The organism is Vulcaniibacterium thermophilum (assembly GCF_007923255.1).
GTDB classification, from domain to species: Bacteria; Pseudomonadota; Gammaproteobacteria; order Xanthomonadales; family Xanthomonadaceae; genus Lysobacter_F; species Lysobacter_F thermophilum.
The window spans coordinates 191,064-207,697 of record NZ_VOHJ01000001.1 but is presented as its reverse complement, the minus strand read 5'-3'; the positions used below and the strand labels follow the sequence as shown (position 1 = coordinate 207,697).

General features: G+C 73.5%; 18 protein-coding genes. 8 read left to right on the top strand and 10 right to left on the bottom strand.

Going from position 1 to position 16,634, the window contains the following annotated elements:
- Positions 1-25: 25 nt before the first annotated feature.
- The 4 genes from fabD to FQY64_RS00980 all read right to left on the bottom strand — a co-directional run bounded on the left by fabD (position 26) and on the right by FQY64_RS00980 (position 3,033).
- Complete coding sequence (fabD, locus tag FQY64_RS00995; protein WP_146471840.1) at positions 26-970, bottom strand: ACP S-malonyltransferase; 945 nt, start codon at positions 968-970, stop codon at positions 26-28.
- 181 nt (positions 971-1,151) lie between these two features.
- Complete coding sequence (locus FQY64_RS00990; RefSeq protein WP_146471839.1) at positions 1,152-2,132, bottom strand: beta-ketoacyl-ACP synthase III; 981 nt, start codon at positions 2,130-2,132, stop codon at positions 1,152-1,154.
- Positions 2,133-2,297: 165 nt separating this feature from the next.
- On the bottom strand, positions 2,298-2,492 hold the full coding sequence (rpmF, locus tag FQY64_RS00985; protein ID WP_146471838.1) for a 50S ribosomal protein L32: 195 nt from the start codon (positions 2,490-2,492) through the stop codon (positions 2,298-2,300).
- A 64-nt stretch (positions 2,493-2,556) separates the two neighbouring features.
- On the bottom strand, positions 2,557-3,033 hold the full coding sequence (locus FQY64_RS00980) for a YceD family protein (RefSeq protein ID WP_229814832.1): 477 nt from the start codon (positions 3,031-3,033) through the stop codon (positions 2,557-2,559).
- A 206-nt stretch (positions 3,034-3,239) separates the two neighbouring features.
- Here FQY64_RS00980 and FQY64_RS00975 point away from each other — a divergent pair, with 206 nt between their 5' ends.
- Both FQY64_RS00975 and FQY64_RS00970 read left to right on the top strand, forming a co-directional pair.
- Entirely contained in the window at positions 3,240-3,584 is a 345-nt protein-coding gene (locus tag FQY64_RS00975) for a hypothetical protein (protein ID WP_146471836.1), read from the top strand.
- A 15-nt stretch (positions 3,585-3,599) separates the two neighbouring features.
- Entirely contained in the window at positions 3,600-4,175 is a 576-nt protein-coding gene (locus FQY64_RS00970) for a Maf family protein (RefSeq protein ID WP_146471835.1), read from the top strand.
- Here FQY64_RS00970 and FQY64_RS00965 read toward each other — a convergent pair.
- Positions 4,172-6,010, bottom strand: coding sequence for an ArnT family glycosyltransferase (locus tag FQY64_RS00965; protein ID WP_146471834.1), 1,839 nt, complete (start codon positions 6,008-6,010; stop codon positions 4,172-4,174). The genes FQY64_RS00970 and FQY64_RS00965 overlap by 4 nt on opposite strands.
- A gap of 82 nt (positions 6,011-6,092) precedes the next feature.
- Here FQY64_RS00965 and FQY64_RS00960 point away from each other — a divergent pair, with 82 nt between their 5' ends.
- The 4 genes from FQY64_RS00960 to FQY64_RS00945 are packed head-to-tail and all read left to right on the top strand — an operon-like array spanning position 6,093 to position 10,463.
- On the top strand, positions 6,093-7,046 hold the full coding sequence (locus FQY64_RS00960) for an AAA family ATPase (RefSeq protein ID WP_146471833.1): 954 nt from the start codon (positions 6,093-6,095) through the stop codon (positions 7,044-7,046).
- Positions 7,047-7,049: 3 nt separating this feature from the next.
- Entirely contained in the window at positions 7,050-8,012 is a 963-nt protein-coding gene (locus FQY64_RS00955; protein ID WP_146471832.1) for a DUF58 domain-containing protein, read from the top strand.
- Positions 8,005-9,981: a transglutaminase TgpA family protein gene (locus FQY64_RS00950; protein ID WP_146471831.1), complete on the top strand. Its 1,977-nt coding sequence runs from the start codon at positions 8,005-8,007 to the stop codon at positions 9,979-9,981. Before FQY64_RS00955 ends, FQY64_RS00950 begins: the two co-directional genes overlap by 8 nt.
- Entirely contained in the window at positions 9,978-10,463 is a 486-nt protein-coding gene (locus FQY64_RS00945; protein WP_146471830.1) for a Slp family lipoprotein, read from the top strand. Before FQY64_RS00950 ends, FQY64_RS00945 begins: the two co-directional genes overlap by 4 nt.
- A gap of 15 nt (positions 10,464-10,478) precedes the next feature.
- On the opposite strand, the gene rlmKL is transcribed toward FQY64_RS00945, so the two are convergent.
- Positions 10,479-12,650 (bottom strand): bifunctional 23S rRNA (guanine(2069)-N(7))-methyltransferase RlmK/23S rRNA (guanine(2445)-N(2))-methyltransferase RlmL, encoded by a 2,172-nt coding sequence (rlmKL, locus tag FQY64_RS00940; RefSeq protein ID WP_146471829.1) that lies wholly within the window; start codon positions 12,648-12,650, stop codon positions 10,479-10,481.
- Complete coding sequence (locus tag FQY64_RS00935; protein ID WP_146471828.1) at positions 12,647-13,174, bottom strand: hypothetical protein; 528 nt, start codon at positions 13,172-13,174, stop codon at positions 12,647-12,649. The genes rlmKL and FQY64_RS00935 overlap by 4 nt, the downstream gene beginning before the upstream one ends.
- 105 nt (positions 13,175-13,279) lie before the next feature.
- On the opposite strand from FQY64_RS00935, the gene FQY64_RS00930 reads away from it, so the two are divergent.
- Positions 13,280-13,855, top strand: coding sequence for an N-acetylmuramoyl-L-alanine amidase (locus FQY64_RS00930; protein WP_146471827.1), 576 nt, complete (start codon positions 13,280-13,282; stop codon positions 13,853-13,855).
- Here FQY64_RS00930 and FQY64_RS00925 read toward each other — a convergent pair whose 3' ends face one another.
- On the bottom strand, positions 13,856-14,524 hold the full coding sequence (locus tag FQY64_RS00925) for a rhomboid family intramembrane serine protease (protein WP_146471826.1): 669 nt from the start codon (positions 14,522-14,524) through the stop codon (positions 13,856-13,858). It lies immediately after the preceding gene.
- A gap of 89 nt (positions 14,525-14,613) precedes the next feature.
- Positions 14,614-14,982, bottom strand: a complete 369-nt coding sequence (locus FQY64_RS00920; RefSeq protein WP_146471825.1) for an MGMT family protein — start codon at positions 14,980-14,982, stop codon at positions 14,614-14,616.
- Between FQY64_RS00920 and FQY64_RS00915 the strand changes: the two genes are divergently transcribed.
- Positions 14,981-15,388 carry a hypothetical protein gene (locus FQY64_RS00915; RefSeq protein WP_146471824.1) on the top strand — a complete coding sequence of 136 codons (408 nt, stop codon included), beginning with the start codon at positions 14,981-14,983 and terminating at the stop codon, positions 15,386-15,388. The two genes, FQY64_RS00920 and FQY64_RS00915, sit on opposite strands and share 2 nt — an antisense overlap.
- 109 nt (positions 15,389-15,497) lie before the next feature.
- Here the strand turns inward: FQY64_RS00915 and FQY64_RS00905 are convergent, their stop codons facing one another.
- On the bottom strand, positions 15,498-16,625 hold the full coding sequence (locus FQY64_RS00905) for an inorganic phosphate transporter (RefSeq protein ID WP_146471823.1): 1,128 nt from the start codon (positions 16,623-16,625) through the stop codon (positions 15,498-15,500).
- Positions 16,626-16,634: the final 9 nt, after the last annotated feature.

Genomic DNA, 16,634 nt, shown 5'->3' with positions numbered 1-16,634 from the left:
TATCCGTGGTGATCCGTGGCCCGGATCAAAGTTTCCAGTCGGCCAACGCCGCATCGAGCTCTGCAGGCGTGCCGAGCGCGCGTGCGTCGAGCGCCTTGTCGATGCGCTTGACGAGACCCGCGAGCACCTTGCCCGGGCCGCATTCGGCGATGCGCGTACTGCCGGCGGCGGCGAGCGCCTGCACGCATTCGGTCCAGCGCACCGGCAGATAGAGCTGGCGCACCAGCGCGTCGCGGATCGATTCGATGCTGTCGCGCACCTGCGCGTCGACGTTCTGCACGACCGGCAACTGCGGTGCCCGCCAATCGAGCGTGGACATGGCATCGCTCAGGCGGTTGGCGGCCTCGCGCATCAGCGGCGTGTGCGAAGGCACGCTCACCGCGAGCTTGACCGCCTTGCGCACACCGCGCTCGGCCAGCATCGCCAGCGCGCGGTCGACCGCGGCGGCATGGCCGCCGATCACGATCTGTCCGGGCGAATTGAAGTTCGCCGGCACCACCACCTCCTCGCCCGACGCCGCGGCGCAGACCTCCTGCACCAGCGCGTCCTCGGCGCCGAGCACCGCGGCCATCGCGCCGGTGCCGGCGGGGGCGGCGTCCTGCATGAGCTGGCCGCGCAGGCGCACCAGGCGCGCGCCGTCGGCCAGCGTCAGCGCGCCGGCGGCGACCAGCGCGGTGTATTCGCCCAGGCTGTGGCCGGCCAGCCGCGCCGGCTGCGCGCCGCCGCAGGCCTGCCACACGCGCCACACCGCGATGCCCGCGGCCAGCAGCGCCGGCTGGGTGAACTCGGTGCGGTTGAGCTGGTCCTCGGGGCCCTGCTGCGCCAGCGCCCACAGGTCCACGCCCGCGCCCTCGCTGGCCTCGGCGAAGGTCTCGCGCACGAGGGCGTGGCGCTCGCCGAGCTCGGCGAGCATGCCGAGCGACTGCGAGCCCTGGCCAGGGAACACGAAGGCGAGTTGCGAAGCGCTCACGCGGGAATCCAGTGGCGAAACGGAGCGCGATGATACGGGCAGGTCCGCACGATTGTCTGTACCGGCCCGTACGCTCGGGTCGCGCGAACAGGGCCGCGCCCGCGCGGATGGTCCGGCCCACGCGACGTGCGCCCCGCGATCCTGCAACCGTTGTCGCGGCTGAAGCCGCTTCTGCACGGCGTCAGTAGCGCAGCAGAACGGCGCCCCAGGTGAAGCCGCCGCCGAAGGCTTCCAGCAGCAGCAACTGACCGCGCTGCACGCGGCCGGAGCGGATCGCCTCGTCCAGCGCCAGCGGCACCGAACCGGAGCTGGTGTTGCCGTGCCGGTCGACGGTGACCACCACGCGGTCCATCGGCATGTCCAGCCGCTTGGCGGTGGCTTCGATGATGCGCAGGTTGGCCTGATGCGGAATCAGCCAGTCGATGTCGTGGCGGTCGAGGCCGTTGGCTTCGAGCGTCTCCTCGACCACCGAGTCGAGCGCCTTCACCGCGTGCTTGAAGACCTCGTTGCCGGTCATCAGCACGCGCACGCCGGCGTTCTTCTCGCCGGGCTTGAAGCCGGCGGAGACGCCGACCGGGTTCCACAGCAGCTCCTTCTTCGCGCCGTCCGCGTGCAGGTGGGTGCTGAGGATGCCGGTTTCGCGGTCGGCCTTGAGCACCACCGCGCCGGCGCCGTCGCCGAACAGCACGCAGGTGGAGCGGTCGCCCCAGTCCAGCATGCGGGTGAGCGTTTCGCTGCCGACCACCAGCACCGTCCTCACCGTGCCGGCGCGGATGAACTGGTCGGCGACCGTCAGCGCGTAGATGAAGCCGGAGCAGGCGGCGTTGACGTCGAACGCGCCGCAGCCGCTGGCGCCCAGCCGCGCCTGCAGCAGGCAGGCGGTGGACGGAAAGATCAGGTCGGGCGTGGTGGTGCCGACGACGATGAGATCCAGATCGGCGCCGGTGACGCCGGCCGCCTCCATCGCGCGGATGGCCGCCTGGTAGGCGAGATCGCAGGTGGTCTCGCCCTCGGCGGCGACGTGCCGCTCGCGGATGCCGGTCCGGGCGGTGATCCATTCGTCGCTGGTGTCGACGAATTGCGCCAGGTCATCGTTGGTCAGCACTTTCTCCGGCAGGTAGCTGCCGGTTCCCGCAATGCGGGAATAGATACGTTCGCTCATCACCGCTCCAGCGACGCCGCCGCCAAACGCCTCGGGCGCTTGCGCGGCGCAGGGGAGTGCCGCTTGCGGACCGGCGTCGCCGGCCGGACGCCTGACCGTTCCCCTCTTCCGGTCAGAGCCTCACGAAGATGGATGGCGCGGGCCGTGCGGACACGGCACCGACGCTTACTCCTCGTCGACGATCTTGGTCTTCGGCTCGATCACGCGACGGCCGCGGTAGTAGCCGTCGGCGGTGACGTGGTGGCGCAGGTGGGTCTCGCCGCTGGTCGGATCGGTGGCGAGCTGCTTGCTGGTGAGCGCGTCGTGCGAACGGCGCATGCCACGCTTGGACGGGGTGACGCGGGACTTCTGAACGGCCATGGTCTTGCTCCAGGTGAATCGGTTGCGGCGCGAATGCGCCCGGTGTTTCGCGCCTTCGCGCGGTTCAGCTCGGTTTGTTCTTCTTCAGCGCTTCCAGCGCGGCGAACGGATTGGGGCGCGGGGCCTCCTCCGTCGCAGGGCCGAACTCGCGCTCGACCGTCTCGCTGCCGGGCGCCACCGGCACCGCGGGAACCGCCAGGATCAGCTCGTCCTCGACCAGTTCGGCCGGATCGAGCATGCCGTCCTCGGGCACCAGCAGCGGCTCGTAGCCGGCCGGCAGCGCGGCCTCCTCGGCCTCGTCGCGGATCAGGCCGAGCCGCTGCACGATCCGCACCGGCAGCAGGAACCGTTCCAGGCTGCGCTGGCACGTCAACGGCAATTCGGCTTCGGCGCGCAGCTCGACGTAGGCGACCTGCAGGGCGTCGCGGTCGAACTGCAGCGCGTAGCGCACGCTGCCTTCGCCGTCGACCAGCAACCCGCCCAGGCGCGGCATCGACGACAGCGGCAACTGCCCCTCGACCCCGCGCCGGCCGGACACCATGCGCCAGGCGTCGACCGCCTCGGGCCTGCGCCCTGCCGAAGTACCCGCTGACATAAGACGCGAAATGGTAGGGAGCCGCCCGGAACGTGTCAAACCGGCGCGGATTGACCGGCCCTCGACCGCCATTTGCGCCACACTGACCCGGTCGCGCAGACTTCCCGTCCGTTCCCCAGCCGCTGCCGCCTCTGTCCACGTTCCTGCTCCTGTTGTCCGGCCTGGCCGCGGTGGCGGCGGCGATCCTCCTGGTCCGCGCGCACCGGCCGTCGCGCCGGGAACGCGCCCTGCGGCAGGTGCTGGACGCGGCCGATGCGCTCGAGGAGCGCCTGCGGGTGGCCCGCGCCGAGATCGAGGCGGTGGTCGGCGAGCGCGAGCGCGATCCGGTGGGCGATGCCCTGCGCGAGATGCTGCGGCAGCGGCTGTGGCTGCGCGACCACGGCGCCAGCGCCAGCATCGAGCAGCTCGACCGCGTGCGGGCCAGCATCGACCAGGCCCGCGGCCGGATCGACGACCAGCTCGACCGGATCGAGCGCGCCCGCGCACCGATGACCTGAGTCGGCCCCCGTCCGATGGCGCCGCTGATCCTCGCGTCCACGTCGGCCTACCGCCGCGAACTGCTGGCGCGGCTGCGGCTGCCGTTCGACACCGAGCGTCCGGAGGTCGACGAGACGGCGCAGCCGGGCGAGCCGCCGGTCGCACTGGCGATGCGCCTGGCGCGCGCCAAGGCGCAGGCGGTGGCGGCGCGGCGGCCGCAGGCGTGGGTGATCGGTTCGGACCAGGTGGCGGCGCTCGGCGAGCGCCCGCTCGGCAAGCCCGGCGGGCGCGACGCCGCGATCGGCCAATTGCGGTCGATGCGGGGACGGGCGGTGGCCTTCCATACCGCGGTCTGCCTGGCGCGCGATGGCCGTATCGTGGCCGAGCAGCTCGATACCACCGTGGTGCGCTTCCGCGCGCTGACCGATCCCGAGATCGAGCGCTACGTCGATGCCGAGCGGCCGTTCGACTGCGCCGGCAGCTTCAAATCCGAGGGCTACGGCATCGCCCTGTTCGATGCGATCGAAACGTGCGACCCGACCGCGCTGGTGGGCCTGCCGCTGATCGCCACCGCGCAGCTCCTGCGCGAGGCCGGATTCGCGCTGCCCTAGCGCAGTTCGATGGCCTGCTCCGGCCAGGGCTCGACGCTGCCGTCGCGCCCGTGCAGGCGCAGGCCGAGCCGGTGGCGCCCCGGCGCGAGGCGGCGCGCATCGACCTGCGCCTGGAAACCGACCTGCGGGTGCTGCGGATCGTTCGAGAACGGCCACCGCTGCCGGGGCCCCGGATCCGGCGTTCCGTAGCGCGCCTGCGCGACCACCCGTCCGTCGAGCGTCACTTCGACCCGGTCCAGGCCGACGCCGTCCTTGAACGCCCAGCCGCGCACCACGAAGCGGCGCGGCACGCGCCCGCCTTCGGCCGGAACGTCGATCCACGCCATCGCCGGCGTGCGGCAGGAGCCCGCGCGGGGCGCGCCGGGATCGAAACGGAAGAGCAGGAACCGCTGCTCGCCGCGGTCCACGTGCAGCACGCGCGGCGGCGGCAGCGGGCCGAGGCGTGCGCACAGGGCGTGGTAGTAGGCCGGCAGATCGCGCAGGCGCACGTCGGACGTGCCGGCCACCAGCAGCACGGGCGTCTCGTCCGGCAGCCGGTCGGCGCGCAGCCCCCACAGACGCAACTGCGGCGCGCGGCCATGCTTGTGGTTGAGCGGATGATCGAGCACGGGGATGTCCGGATCGCCGAGGGCGAAGCCGAGCTGGGCGCCGACCTTGAAGTTGTCGGCGATCACGCGCGTGCCCGGCGGCAGCGTGGCGAGCGTGCGACGCACCTCATCGGCGAGCGGCCGCCACCCGGCGAAGTTGGCGGGATACGCCTTGGTGCCGGCAAGACGCTCGCGCAGATCCGCGCGCGCGGCGGTCAGGTGATAGCCCAGCGCACCGGCCAGTCCCAGCGCGGCGAGGGCCAGCGTGGCGACGCGCGCCGTACGCGGCCAGGCGTCCAGCACGCGCGGCGCGAGCGGCAGCAAGGCGAGATACCCCGGCAGCGGCCAGTGGAAGCTGACGCGCTCGTTGTCGGCGAAGAAGCCCAGCGCGAAGAAGCCGAACACGGTGAGGCCGCCGAGCGCGGCGAAGTAGCGCGAGACCGGCGCCGCGTCCTGCGCGCCGCGGCGCACCGCGACCAGCAGCGCCGCCAGTAGCAGCGGCGTGACCGCCGCGGCCTGCACCAGCACGAACAGCGCGCCGTCCGGATGGAACGCCCACGGATGGCGGTCGAGCAACTGGAAGCGCAGGCCCGCATCCGCGTTGTGCAGGTTCCACAGCACCAGCGGTGTCCAGGCGGCGGCGCCGGTCGCGATCGCGGCCCACACCCACGGATGGCGCAAGACGCGGCGTCCGTCGCGCAGCATCAGCAGCGCCGCCAGCCCCACCGCGATCACGCCGAGGAACCGGTAGTGACTGAGCGCGCCGATCGCCAGCCCGGCCGCGAGTTCGAGCGATGCGGACGCGCTCGCGCGCTTGAGCAGGCGCGCGCCGGCGTCGAGGCACAGCACCGTCGCCAACGCCATCGGCACGTCCGGCAGCGCCAGCAGGCCGAGCGTTCCGGCCAACGGCAGCAGCAGCGCGAGCGTGCCCGCGCGCCATCCGTCGCGGGCCCCGTACTCGCGCATCGCCAGCCGCGCCAGCAGCCAGGGCACGAGCGCGCCGATCGCCAGGAACGGCGCGCGCAACGCCAGCGGGTGCGTGCCGCCCAGCTCCACGCCCAGGCGCGTCAGCCAGGCCGTAAGCCCCGGCAGATCGGAGTACGCCCAGGCCAGATGCTGCCCTTCCTGCCAGTAGAACGCCTCGTCGACGAACAGCGGCAGGCGCGCGGCGAGCGCGATCTTCGCCGCCAGCACGAGCGTCCACAGCGTCCAGAACGCGCGTCGCGCGCGCTGACCTTCGTCCTGCATCGACTCGCGTCCTCGCTACACTCTGGGCGGGCGGACGGCCCGTGGCCGGCGATGCGCGCCGGTCGCCTCGAAGGAGATCACGATGGCGGCACACCCCACCGCGGCGGCCATGCTACCCGACGGCCTGCGCGCCGCCCTCGAACGCGCGCTGGCGCAGGTCAACGGCATCGTGCTCGGCAAGCCGCACGAGGTGCGGCTGACGTTCGTCGCGCTGCTGGCCGGCGGCCACGTGCTGATCGAGGATCTCCCGGGGTTGGGCAAGACCACGCTGGCGCACGCGCTCGCCGCCACGCTGGGGCTGGAGTTCCAGCGCGTGCAGTTCACCTCCGACCTGCTGCCGGCCGACGTGGTCGGCGTGTCGGTGTTCGATCCGCAGGCGCGCCGCTTCGAGTTCCATCCCGGTCCGGTGTTCGCCCAGGTGCTGCTGGCCGACGAGATCAACCGCGCTCCGCCGCGCACGCAGAGCGCGCTGCTGGAAGCGATGGCCGAGCACCAGGTGACGGTGGACGGCGTCACCCACACGCTGCCGGAGCCGTTCTTCGTGATCGCCACCCAGAACCCGGTCGATCTCTCCGGCACCTACCCGCTGCCGGATTCGCAGCTCGACCGCTTCCTGCTGCGCCTGGCGCTGGGCTATCCGAACGAGCAGGCCGAACGCGAGCTGCTGGCCGGCGTCGACCGCCGGGCGATGATCGCGCAACTGATGCCGGCGCTCGGCACCGACGACGTGCGCGCCGCGCAGCGGGCGGTCAACGCGATCCACGCCAGCGACGCGCTGATCGCCTACGTGCAGGCGCTGCTGACACGCAGCCGCCGCCATCCGGGGGTGCGCGTCGGGCTGTCGCCGCGCGCCGGGCTGGCGCTGCTGCGGGCCGCGCGCGCCCACGCGATGCTGCTCGGCCGCGTCCACGTGGTGCCGGAAGACGTGCAGACGCTGTTCCTGCCGGTCGCCGCGCACCGGCTGGTGACCGACGCCGATGCCGGCAGCGGCGCTCAGCTGGCCAAGCAGATCCTGCACGCGGTGCCGGTGGACTGAAGGATGCCCGCGCGCCGTGCGATCGCCGCGATGCGCCGCTGGGTCCGGCCGCGCGAGCCCGAGCCGCTTCCGGCCGCGTTCGACCGCCGTCGCATCTACGTGCTTCCGACCCGCTTCGGCCTGTTCTACGCCGCGCTGCTGGCGGCGATGACGGCCGGAGCGCTCAACTACAACAACAACCCGGCGCTGCTGCTCGCGCTGCTGCTGGCCGGCGCGGGTCTGGCCAGCCTGGTCGCCGCCCACCTGCAGCTCTCGGGCCTGTCGGTGACCGCGATCGACGCCGAGCCGGTCCCCGCCGGCGAACCCCTGCACCTGCGCATCCACGTCCGCGCGGCGCCGGGCCGCATCCGCCGCGGGCTGCGCGTGGACGACGACGGCGTCACCGCCGCGGCGCCGGCGGCGGTGCTGCATCTCGACCAGGGGCTGGGCGAAACCGGATGGACGCTGCCGACCGAGCGCCGCGGCTGGCTGGACGTGCCCCGTCTGCGCGTGTGGACCACCCGTCCGCTCGGGCTGGCGCGCGCCTGGGCCTACGTCTGGCCCGAGCGCCCCCTGCTGGTGTACCCGCGCCCCGAAACCGACGGCCCGCCGCTGCCCGAGGGCGCCGGCGAGATCGCGCAGACACGGCTGCATCCGGCCGGCGACGACGTCCACCACCTGCGCGCCTACCGCGCCGGGGATGCGCGCCGCGCGATCGCCTGGAAGGCCTCGGCGCGGCGCGATGCGCTGCTGGTGCGCGAGTTCGAGCAGCCGCTCGGCGCCGAGGTGGTGCTGGACTGGACCGCGCTGCCCACGCTCGACGTCGAGCCGCGCATCGCGCGCCTGGCGCGATGGGTGGACGAGGCCGAGCGCGATGGCCGCCGCTACCGTCTGCGCCTGCCCGGCCAGCCCGAGCTCGGACCCGACCGCGGCGAGGCGCACCGCCACGCCTGCCTGCGCGCACTGGCGCTGATGCCCGATGGCTGAGCGCACGCCGGTTCCGCTCGATGCGCCCACCCGGCGCTGGACGCTCGCCGCCGGCGCGCTGTGCCTGCTGCCGCTGCTGCTCACGCTGCCGCCGACGCTGTCGGCGCCGATCGCGGTCGGCGGCGTGCTGATCGTCGCGCTCAGCGCGCGCGGTCCGATGCCGGCGGCGTTGCGCGCGCTGCTGGCGCTGGCCGTGCTCGGCGTGATGCTGGCGCAGAGCCGCTTCCAGCTCGGGCGCGACACCGGCAGCGCGCTGCTGGCGGCGATGCTGGCGCTCAAGCCGGCGGAGATGACGCAGGTGCGCGATGCGCGCAGTTTCATCGGCTTTTCGCTGTTCGCGCCGTTCGGCACCTTCCTGCTGGATCAGGGACCGCTGCCGTTGGCGCTCGGACTGCTCGGCGCGCTGGCGGCGCTGACGGCGCTGCAGCGGCTGGCGGAGCTGGAGACGGGCGATGCCGCGCCGCGCGCCCTGGCGCGCAGCCTGGCGCAGGTCGGCCGGCTGGTGGCGATCGGACTGCCGCTGGCGCTGGCGGCGTTCTGGCTGTTCCCGCGCCTGGCCGCGCCGATGTGGGGCGTGCCGGAACGGGCGCTGGCGCGCACCGGGCTGTCGGACCGGATGTCGCCGGGCGACTGGTTGGATCTGCTGCCGGACGACACGCCGGCACTGCGCGTGCGGTTCTTCGGCGCGGCGCCGCCGCAGTCGGCGATGTACTGGCGCGGCCCGGTGCTGTGGCATTACGACGGGCGCACGTGGTCGCGGCCGGACTGGCTCGCCGCCGCGCCGGTGCCGCCGCCGCAGCCCGGACGCCCGCGCTGGCGCTACGAACTGGAAGTCGAGCCGACCGACCGCCGCGAGCTGCCGGCGCTCGAAGTGCCGCTCGCCGCTCCGGCCGGCACGCGGTTCACCTTCGGCCACACGCTCAGCACGCTGCGCCCGCTCAGCGGACTCACCCGCTGGCGGCTGGAATCCGCGCCGCCGGTGCGCTTCGAGGACAAGCTCACGCCGATGGTGCTGCGCATGGCGCTGCAGCTTCCGCCGGACTACAACCCGCGCACGCTCGCCCTCGCCCGCCGCTGGCGCGCCGAGGCCGGCGACGACGACGCGGCGGTGGTGCGCCGCGCGCTCGGCTGGTTCCGGCGCGAGTTCGCCTACTCGATCAGCGCGCCGCCGCTGGGCCGCAACGCGGTCGACGAATTCCTGTTCGACACCCGGACCGGCTACTGCGAGCACTACGCCGGCGCGTTCGTGGTGCTGATGCGCGCGGCCGGCATCCCCGCCCGCGTGGTCACCGGCTATGCGGGCGGCTACCGCAATCCGCTCGGCGACTACTGGCTGGTGCGCAACTCCGATGCGCATGCGTGGGCCGAGGTGTGGCTGCCGCGCCGCGGCTGGGTGCGGGTGGACCCGACCGCCGCGGTCGCGCCCGAGCGCATCTACGACACCATCGACGACCGCGCGCCCGGCGCCGAGGGGCTGCTCGGCGCGGGCGCCACGCCGCTGTTCAACCTGGGCGACTGGGCGCGCCGGGCGTGGAACGACTTCGTGCTCGGCTACGACGCGCAGCGCCAGCAGCGGCTGCTGCGTCCGTTCGGCATCGAGCGCCTCGACAGCGGCGCGCTGATCGCGCTGTTCGCCGCCGCTGCCGCGCTGGCGCTGCTGTGGATGGCCTGGCTGAGCGCGCGCGGCGTGCGCGAGCCCGACCCGGTGCTGCGCGCCTGGCACCGGCTGGAGCGGCGCTACCGCCGGCTGGGCCTGGGCCGCGAGCCGCACGAACCGGCCGGCGACTGGGTGGCCCGCGTGGCCGCGCAGCGCCCGGACCTCGCGCCGGCGCTGGAGGCGCTCAGTCGGCGTTTCGTGCACTGGCGCTACGCTGCCCGCACCCCCGGGCCCGCCGCGGCCCGCGAACAGCGCGAACTGGTGCGCCTGCTGCACGCGCACCGCCCCCGCCCCACCGGAGACCGCCGATGACCACCCGCCTCGCTCTCACCGCCCTGGCCGCGGCCCTGCTGGCCGCCTGCACCACTCTGCCCACCCCGCTGCAGGGCGAGTACGCCGCCATCACCCCGCACGAGGCGGCCGCGCGCGACGCCACCGGCACCACGGTGCGCTGGGGCGGCCGCATCGTCGCGGTCGAGCCGCAGCCCAACAGCACCTGCTTCGAGATGCTGTCGATGCCGCTGGACGCCTACGGCCGCCCGCGCTGGGCCAGCGACGAGATCGGCGGCCGCTTCATCGCCTGCCGCGCGGGCTTCTACGACCCGGCGGTGTTCGAGAAGAACCGCGAAGTCACCTTCACCGGCCGCATCGGCGGCTACGAGAACCGCAAGATCGGCGGCTACGACTACCGCTTCCCGCGCGTCGACGCCGACGTCGTCTACCTGTGGCCGGTGCGCGAGCGCGTGGACGTCATCACCCACCCGGCGCCGTGGCCGTGGTGGGGCTGGTGGTGACGCGCGCGCGGCGGCTCAGCGCCGCCGCAACCGCCAGCAGCGGTGGATGCGCGGATCGCGGGCGAAATCCGGCGGAATCGTCTGCGGCGTGATCTCCTCGCACTGCGCGAACGCGGCGACCGCCTCGGCATCGAGCCGGAAGCGGCGGAAGTTGTTGGAGAAGTACAGCACCCCGTCCGGCGCCAGCCGCGCCACCGCCGCGCGCAGCAGGCGCACGTGCTCGCGCTGGACGTCGAAGTCCTCGGCGCGCTTGGAGTTCGAGAACGTCGGCGGGTCGCAGAAGATCAGGTCGTACTGGCCGCGGTCGGCCTCCAGCCAGGCCAGCGCATCGCCCTGCACCAGCGCGTGGCGCGCGCCGCCCACGCCGTTCTCGCGCAGGTTGTCGGCGCACCACTGCAGGTAGGTGGCCGACAGGTCGACCGTGGCGGTGCTGCGGGCGCCGCCGAGCGCGGCATGCACGGTCGCCGCGCCGGTGTAGGCGAACAGGTTGAGGAAGCGCGCGTCGTGCGCCTCCTGCGCGAGGCGCAGCCGCATCGGCCGGTGGTCGAGGAACAGCCCGGTGTCGAGGTAGTCGAACAGGTTCACCCGCAGTCGCGCGCGCCCTTCGCGCACGACGACGAACTCGCCGCGCTGGTCGAACTGGCCGTACTTGCTGCCGCCCTTGCCGCGCGCGCGGGTCTTGAGCGCGATGCGCTCGCGCGGCACCTCGAACACCTCGCGCGCGGCGGCCAGCAGTTCGTTACGGCGGCGGCGCACGTCGGCCTCGGGAATCTCGGCCGGCGCGGCGTATTCCTGCACATGCAGGAAGGTGCGCGGCTCGGGTTCGTCGGTGATGTAGACGTCGATCGCCGCGGCGTATTCCGGCAGATCGGCGTCGTAGGCGCGGAAGCAGCTCACGCCCTCGCGCTCGCGCCAGCCCTTCAGGTGCCGCAGGTTCTTGCGCAGTCGGTTGGCCACCATGCGCGCGCCTTCGCTCAGCTCGCGCGGCGCTTCGGGCTCGACGCGCGCGGGCGGCGCGATCGGATCGACCGCGATCAGCGCGCATTCGAGCGCGCCGTTGAACACCGTGTACGCCTTCTTCGCGCGCAGGCCGGTGGCGCGCGCCAGTTCCGCGTCGCCGCACAGCAGGCTGGCGCGCCAGGTGGGCACCGCGCGCCTGAGCGCATCGCCCAGCTCGCGGTACAGCGCCGGATCGGCGGCCAGCCGCGCGTCGTACGGCGGATTGCCGACCGCAAGCCCGGTCGCCGGCGGCGCGCCGTCGCCCGTCAGCGGCGCGAGGTGCGCCGCGTCCAGCACCGCCACGTCGCCGACGTCCCAGGCGATGGCATCGGCCACGCCCGCGGCCTCGGCGTTCTGGCGGGCGGCGGCGATGGCGCGCGGGTCGAGGTCGCGGCCGAGGAACGCGCGCCGCAGCTTGGCGCGTCCCGCGTCCGCGCGCGTGCGCGCCTCGGCGTGCAGTTCGCGCCAGGCCGCGAGGTCGAAACCGGGCCAGCGCGTCGGCGACGCTTCCCCGTGGCGTTGCAGGCCGGGAGCGACGTCGGCCGCCATCAGCGCGCCCTCGATCACCAGCGTGCCGCTGCCGCACATCGGATCGAGCAGCGCGCCGCCCTGCGCGTACACCTGCGGCCAGCCGCCGCGCAGCAGCACGGCGGCGGCGAGCGTCTCCTTCAGCGGCGCCTCGCCCTGCGCGCGGCGCCAGCCGCGCCGGTGCAGCGGACCGCCGCCGAGATCCACCGACAGCGTCGCCCGCCCCTTGCGCACCACCAGGTTCAGGCGCAGGCCGGGCGCTTCGACGTCCACCGCCGGCCGGCGGCCGGTGCGCGCGCGCAGCACGTCGACCACCGCATCCTTGACCCGCTGCGCGGCGTAACGCGCGTGGGTGAGCGCGGGACCGGCGACGTGCGCGTCCACCGCCAGCGTGTCGTCGGGGTCGAGGTGCGCCTCCCAGTCGAGCGCGGCCACACCGGCGTACAGCGCGTGCTCGTCGGCGCAGTCGAACGTCGCCAGCGGCCACAGCACGCGGCTGGCCAGGCGCGACCACAGCACCGCGCGTTGCGCGTCGCGCAGCGTGCCTTCGACGTTGACGCCGGCGACGGTGGCGGTGGCGCGCGCGCAGCCGAGCGCGACCAGCTCGTCGACGAGCAGGTACTCCAGGCCCTTGGCGCAACTGGCGAAGAAGCGGCTCACGCGAGCGACGCCAGCAATGCGGCGAACGCCTCCGCGCTCGCCCGCACGTGCGAGGACAGCCGGTGGCCGTCGTCGACCAGCAGCAGGCGCGCGCGGCGCGCATGCGCCCAGGCGACCACGTCCGCGACCGGGATCAGTTCGTCGTCCCAGCCGTGCACGATCGAAGTCGGCACCGCGCGCGCATCGAGCGCCGGCGCGTGCCCCATCCGCACCGGCGGCGCCATCAGGAACAGCGCGGCCACCGGCACCTCCAGCGACACCCGCGCCGAGATCCAGGCGCCGAGGCTCGAGCCCGCGAGCACCAGCGGACCGCGCTCCCCGGCCGCCTGCGCGAGCGCGCGCAGCCGCGCCATGCGCGCCGGAACGTCGCCGAGCTCGCTCACTTCGCGGCGGACGTCGAGGTCGGTGTAGTCGGGACGCTCGTGCGTCCAGCCCAGCCGCGCGGCCGCTTCGGCCAGCGCCGTCACCTTGGCGGCGTCCGGGCCGCTCTCGAAGCCGTGGGAAAGGATGCAGTGTCCGCGCATGCGATCCGGCGTGGAAAGAAGGGGCGCCATGATCGCCGATCGGGCGTGGCGCGTGCGGCACGTCGCCGGTCGGGCGCCGGGGTGGCGATGCTAGCATCGGCCCGCATGCAGCCCCTGACCGCGCTTCCCGTCCGCCTCCACTGGCTCCCGTATGCCGAACGGCTGGAGGCGCGCCCCGTGGAGTCGATCGATCTGGCGGTGATCCACTGCACCGAACTGCCGGACCTCGCCACCGCGCGCGAGTACGGCGAACGCGTGCTCTACCCGGCCTCCGGCACCGGCAACAGCGGGCATTTCTACATCGACCGCGACGGCCGTATCGAGCAGTACGTACCGCCCGGGCGCATCGCCCACCACGTTCGCGGCTACAACGCGCGTTCGGTCGGCATCGAGCTGGTCAACCGCGGCCGCTGGCCGCACTGGCTCGACTCGCGCCACCAGACGATGGACGAACCCTACCCGGATGCGCAGATCGACGCGCTGGTGCGCCTGCTGCGCGCGCTGGGCGGGGCGCTGCCCGCGCTGCGCTGGATCGCCGGCCACGAGGATCTCGACCGCGAGGACGTGCCGGCCAGCGACGACCCGGCCGTGCGCGTGCGCCGCAAGCGCGACCCGGGGCCGCATTTCCCGTGGCCGCGCGTGCTCGCGCAGTGCGGGCTGGAACGGCTGCCCGCGCCCTGATCAGCGCACGATGCGGATGTGCGGCGGCGGCCTGCGCCGGCGCGGCCCGAACGGCGGCTGCCCGCGCCAGTAGCGGATCAGCAGCCAGCCGAACAGCATCCCGCCCAGGTGCGCGAAGTGCGCCACGCCCGGCTGCCGGCCGGTCACGCCGAGCAGCAGTTCGATCACGCCGTACACGATCACCAGCGTGCGCGCCTTCATCGGGATCGGCGGGATCAGCAGCATCACGCGCTGCTGCGGAAACAGCATCCCGTAGGCCAGCAACAGCCCGAACACGCCGCCGGACGCGCCCACCGTGGGATACGCCGGCGCGCCCTCCGACACCGCCCACAGGCCCACGCCGAGCTGGAACAACGCCGCGCCCACCACGCACACCAGGTAGTACAGCAGGAAGCGGCGCGCGCCCCACACGTGCTCCAGCGGCGCGCCGAACATCAGCAGCGCCAGCATGTTGAACAGCAGATGCGGCAGGTTGCCGTGCAGGAAGCCGTAGGTGACGAGCTGCCACGGCTCGAACCCCGGCGCGCCCGGATAGGTGCCGGCGCTGCCCACCGGCCACAGCATCAGCGCGAGCGTCACTTCGCTGTCCTGCAGCAGCCATTGCAGGACGAACATCGCGGCGTTGGCGATCAGCAACGCCCGGGTCACGGGGGGTAGGTTGCGCAGCATGGGGGTCCTCGCAGTCGCGCCATGGTAGCGGCTCGGCCGTTCACCGCGGCGCGAACGCCGTGTTCCGCGGGCGAGGCCGCCGCTGCGCCTCAATCCATCCGCCAGAGCCGCTCGTCGAGCGTGGCCGCGGCGGCCTGGCCGCGCACGCGCCCGTTCTCCACGCGCACGCCCTCGGCGCGCAACCGCGCGCACTGCTCGCGCCACCCGCGCGAGCCTTCCGGAAACGCGATCCGCCCGTCCGAGCGCAGCACGCGATGCCAGGGCAGCGTGGCGTCGTCGTTTTCCGCCAGCACGCGCGCGACCAGGCGCGCCCGGCCCGGCAGGCCGGCGCGACGCGCGATCTCGCCGTACCCGGCCACCTGCCCGCGCGGCACGGCGCGGATCGCGTCGAGAATCCGTCGGGTGCTTTCCTCGCCCATCGGCGTAGCATAGCCACGACCGCTACCGGCCGAGCCCATGCGCACCTTCGAACAGATCCGCCGCCACCTGCACACCGCGGGCTTCCGCGTCACGCTCGAGGAAGACCGCCTCGCCTGGGTCGAGCTCTCGCTGGAGAACGGCCAGCGTCACCAGTCGATCTTCCTCGCCGAGATCGACGACGAGTACGGCCGCCCGTTCCTGCGCGTGAGCACCGCCATCGGCGCGGCGGACGGCATCGATGCGCGCCAGGCGCTGGCGTTCAACTGGGAGAGCCGGGTGGGCTATCTCGCGATCGGCGACCTGGACGGCACCGCGCACCTGCAGTTGTGCGAGAACCGGCCGTACGAAGGGCTCAACCTGTCGGAAGTCGACCGCCTGGTGCTCGAGATCGGCGGCATGGGCGACCGCATGGAACGGGCGCTGTCCGACGGCGATCTGTTCTGAGAGGGGGGAACGGGGAACGGGGAACGGGGAACGAGCCCTGCTGTTCCCTGTTCCCTGTTCCCTGTTCCCTGTTCCCTGTTCCCTGTTCCCTGTTCCCCGTTCCCCGCCCTCAGACCCACCCCGCCCAGCGCAGCCCGTGGAACAGCGCGTAGGCGATGCCGCCCGCGGCCGGGATGGTCAGGATCCACGCCCAGATCATCCGCTCCACCACCGTCCAGCGAATCGCGTTGAAGCGCTTGGCGGTGCCCACGCCCATGATCGCCGACGAGATGTTGTGCGTGGTCGACACCGGGATGCCCAGCGACGACGCCGCCAGGATCACCGAGGCGGCGCTGGTTTCGGCGGCGAAGCCGTGGATCGGATGCAGCTTCACCAGCTTGTGGCCGAGCGTCTTGATGATCCGCCAGCCGCCCGCCGCGGTGCCGGCGGCCATCACGATCGCGCAGGTGACCTTGATCCAGGCGTCGATGTCGTTGTTGGCGAGCGCATTCGGCGAGGGATGCAGGAACGCCAGCCACGACGGCAGGTTGTCCAGCGTGCCGTCGGCCTGCGCGGCCACCAGCGTCAGCGCGATGATGCCCATCGTCTTCTGGGCGTCGTTGGAGCCGTGCGCGAAGCCCATCGCGCCGGCGCTGACCAGCTGCGCCTTGCCGAAGATCGAATTGACCCAGCGCGGCCGCGCGATGCGCGCCGCCAGACCGCCGCTGCGCGCCATCAGGCCGATCGCCGCGAACAGCAGGCCCATCACCAGGAAGCCCGCGGCGAACCCGAGCAGCGGCGAGCTCACCATCGGCACGATGACCTTCCACAGGATGCCCGCGCTCTTGTACCAGGGGTCCTTCACTTCGGACCACACGATCGCCTCGGGGTTGTTCATCGCCGCCGCGAACGCGGCGCCGACCAGTCCGCCGATCAGCGCGTGCGACGAGGACGACGGCAGCCCCCACCACCAGGTGATCAGGTTCCAGATGATCCCGCCCAGCAACGCGCACAGGATCATCTGCGAGGTGACCTCCACCACGCCGGCATCGACGATGCCGGAGGCGATCGTCTTCGCCACCGCGGTGCCCCACAGCGCGCCGACCAGGTTGGTGAACGCCGCCAGGCTGACCGCCTGGAGCGGCGTCAGCACCTTGGTGGCGACCACGGTGGCGATGGAGTTGGCGGTGTCGTGGAAGCCGTTGATGTACTCGAACACGAGCGCGGCCAGTACGACCACCAGGACCAGCGTCAGCATGGCGGCGGC

Excerpts from the sequence above, each read along its gene's own strand:
- FQY64_RS00990 (WP_146471839.1), bottom strand. The coding sequence starts at position 2,132 with ATGAGCGAACGTATCTATTCCCGCATTGCGGGAACCGGCAGCTACCTG.
- rpmF (WP_146471838.1), bottom strand. The coding sequence starts at position 2,492 with ATGGCCGTTCAGAAGTCCCGCGTCACCCCGTCCAAGCGTGGCATGCGC.
- FQY64_RS00980 (WP_229814832.1), bottom strand. The coding sequence starts at position 3,033 with ATGGTGTCCGGCCGGCGCGGGGTCGAGGGGCAGTTGCCGCTGTCGTCG.
- FQY64_RS00970 (WP_146471835.1), top strand. The coding sequence starts at position 3,600 with ATGGCGCCGCTGATCCTCGCGTCCACGTCGGCCTACCGCCGCGAACTG.
- FQY64_RS00965 (WP_146471834.1), bottom strand. The coding sequence starts at position 6,010 with ATGCAGGACGAAGGTCAGCGCGCGCGACGCGCGTTCTGGACGCTGTGG.
- FQY64_RS00960 (WP_146471833.1), top strand. The coding sequence starts at position 6,093 with ATGGCGGCACACCCCACCGCGGCGGCCATGCTACCCGACGGCCTGCGC.
- FQY64_RS00955 (WP_146471832.1), top strand. The coding sequence starts at position 7,050 with ATGCCCGCGCGCCGTGCGATCGCCGCGATGCGCCGCTGGGTCCGGCCG.
- FQY64_RS00950 (WP_146471831.1), top strand. The coding sequence starts at position 8,005 with ATGGCTGAGCGCACGCCGGTTCCGCTCGATGCGCCCACCCGGCGCTGG.
- FQY64_RS00945 (WP_146471830.1), top strand. The coding sequence starts at position 9,978 with ATGACCACCCGCCTCGCTCTCACCGCCCTGGCCGCGGCCCTGCTGGCC.
- FQY64_RS00935 (WP_146471828.1), bottom strand. The coding sequence starts at position 13,174 with ATGCGCGGACACTGCATCCTTTCCCACGGCTTCGAGAGCGGCCCGGAC.
- FQY64_RS00930 (WP_146471827.1), top strand. The coding sequence starts at position 13,280 with ATGCAGCCCCTGACCGCGCTTCCCGTCCGCCTCCACTGGCTCCCGTAT.
- FQY64_RS00925 (WP_146471826.1), bottom strand. The coding sequence starts at position 14,524 with ATGCTGCGCAACCTACCCCCCGTGACCCGGGCGTTGCTGATCGCCAAC.
- FQY64_RS00915 (WP_146471824.1), top strand. The coding sequence starts at position 14,981 with ATGCGCACCTTCGAACAGATCCGCCGCCACCTGCACACCGCGGGCTTC.
- FQY64_RS00920 (WP_146471825.1), bottom strand. The coding sequence starts at position 14,982 with ATGGGCTCGGCCGGTAGCGGTCGTGGCTATGCTACGCCGATGGGCGAG.
- FQY64_RS00905 (WP_146471823.1), bottom strand. The coding sequence starts at position 16,625 with ATGCTGACGCTGGTCCTGGTGGTCGTACTGGCCGCGCTCGTGTTCGAG.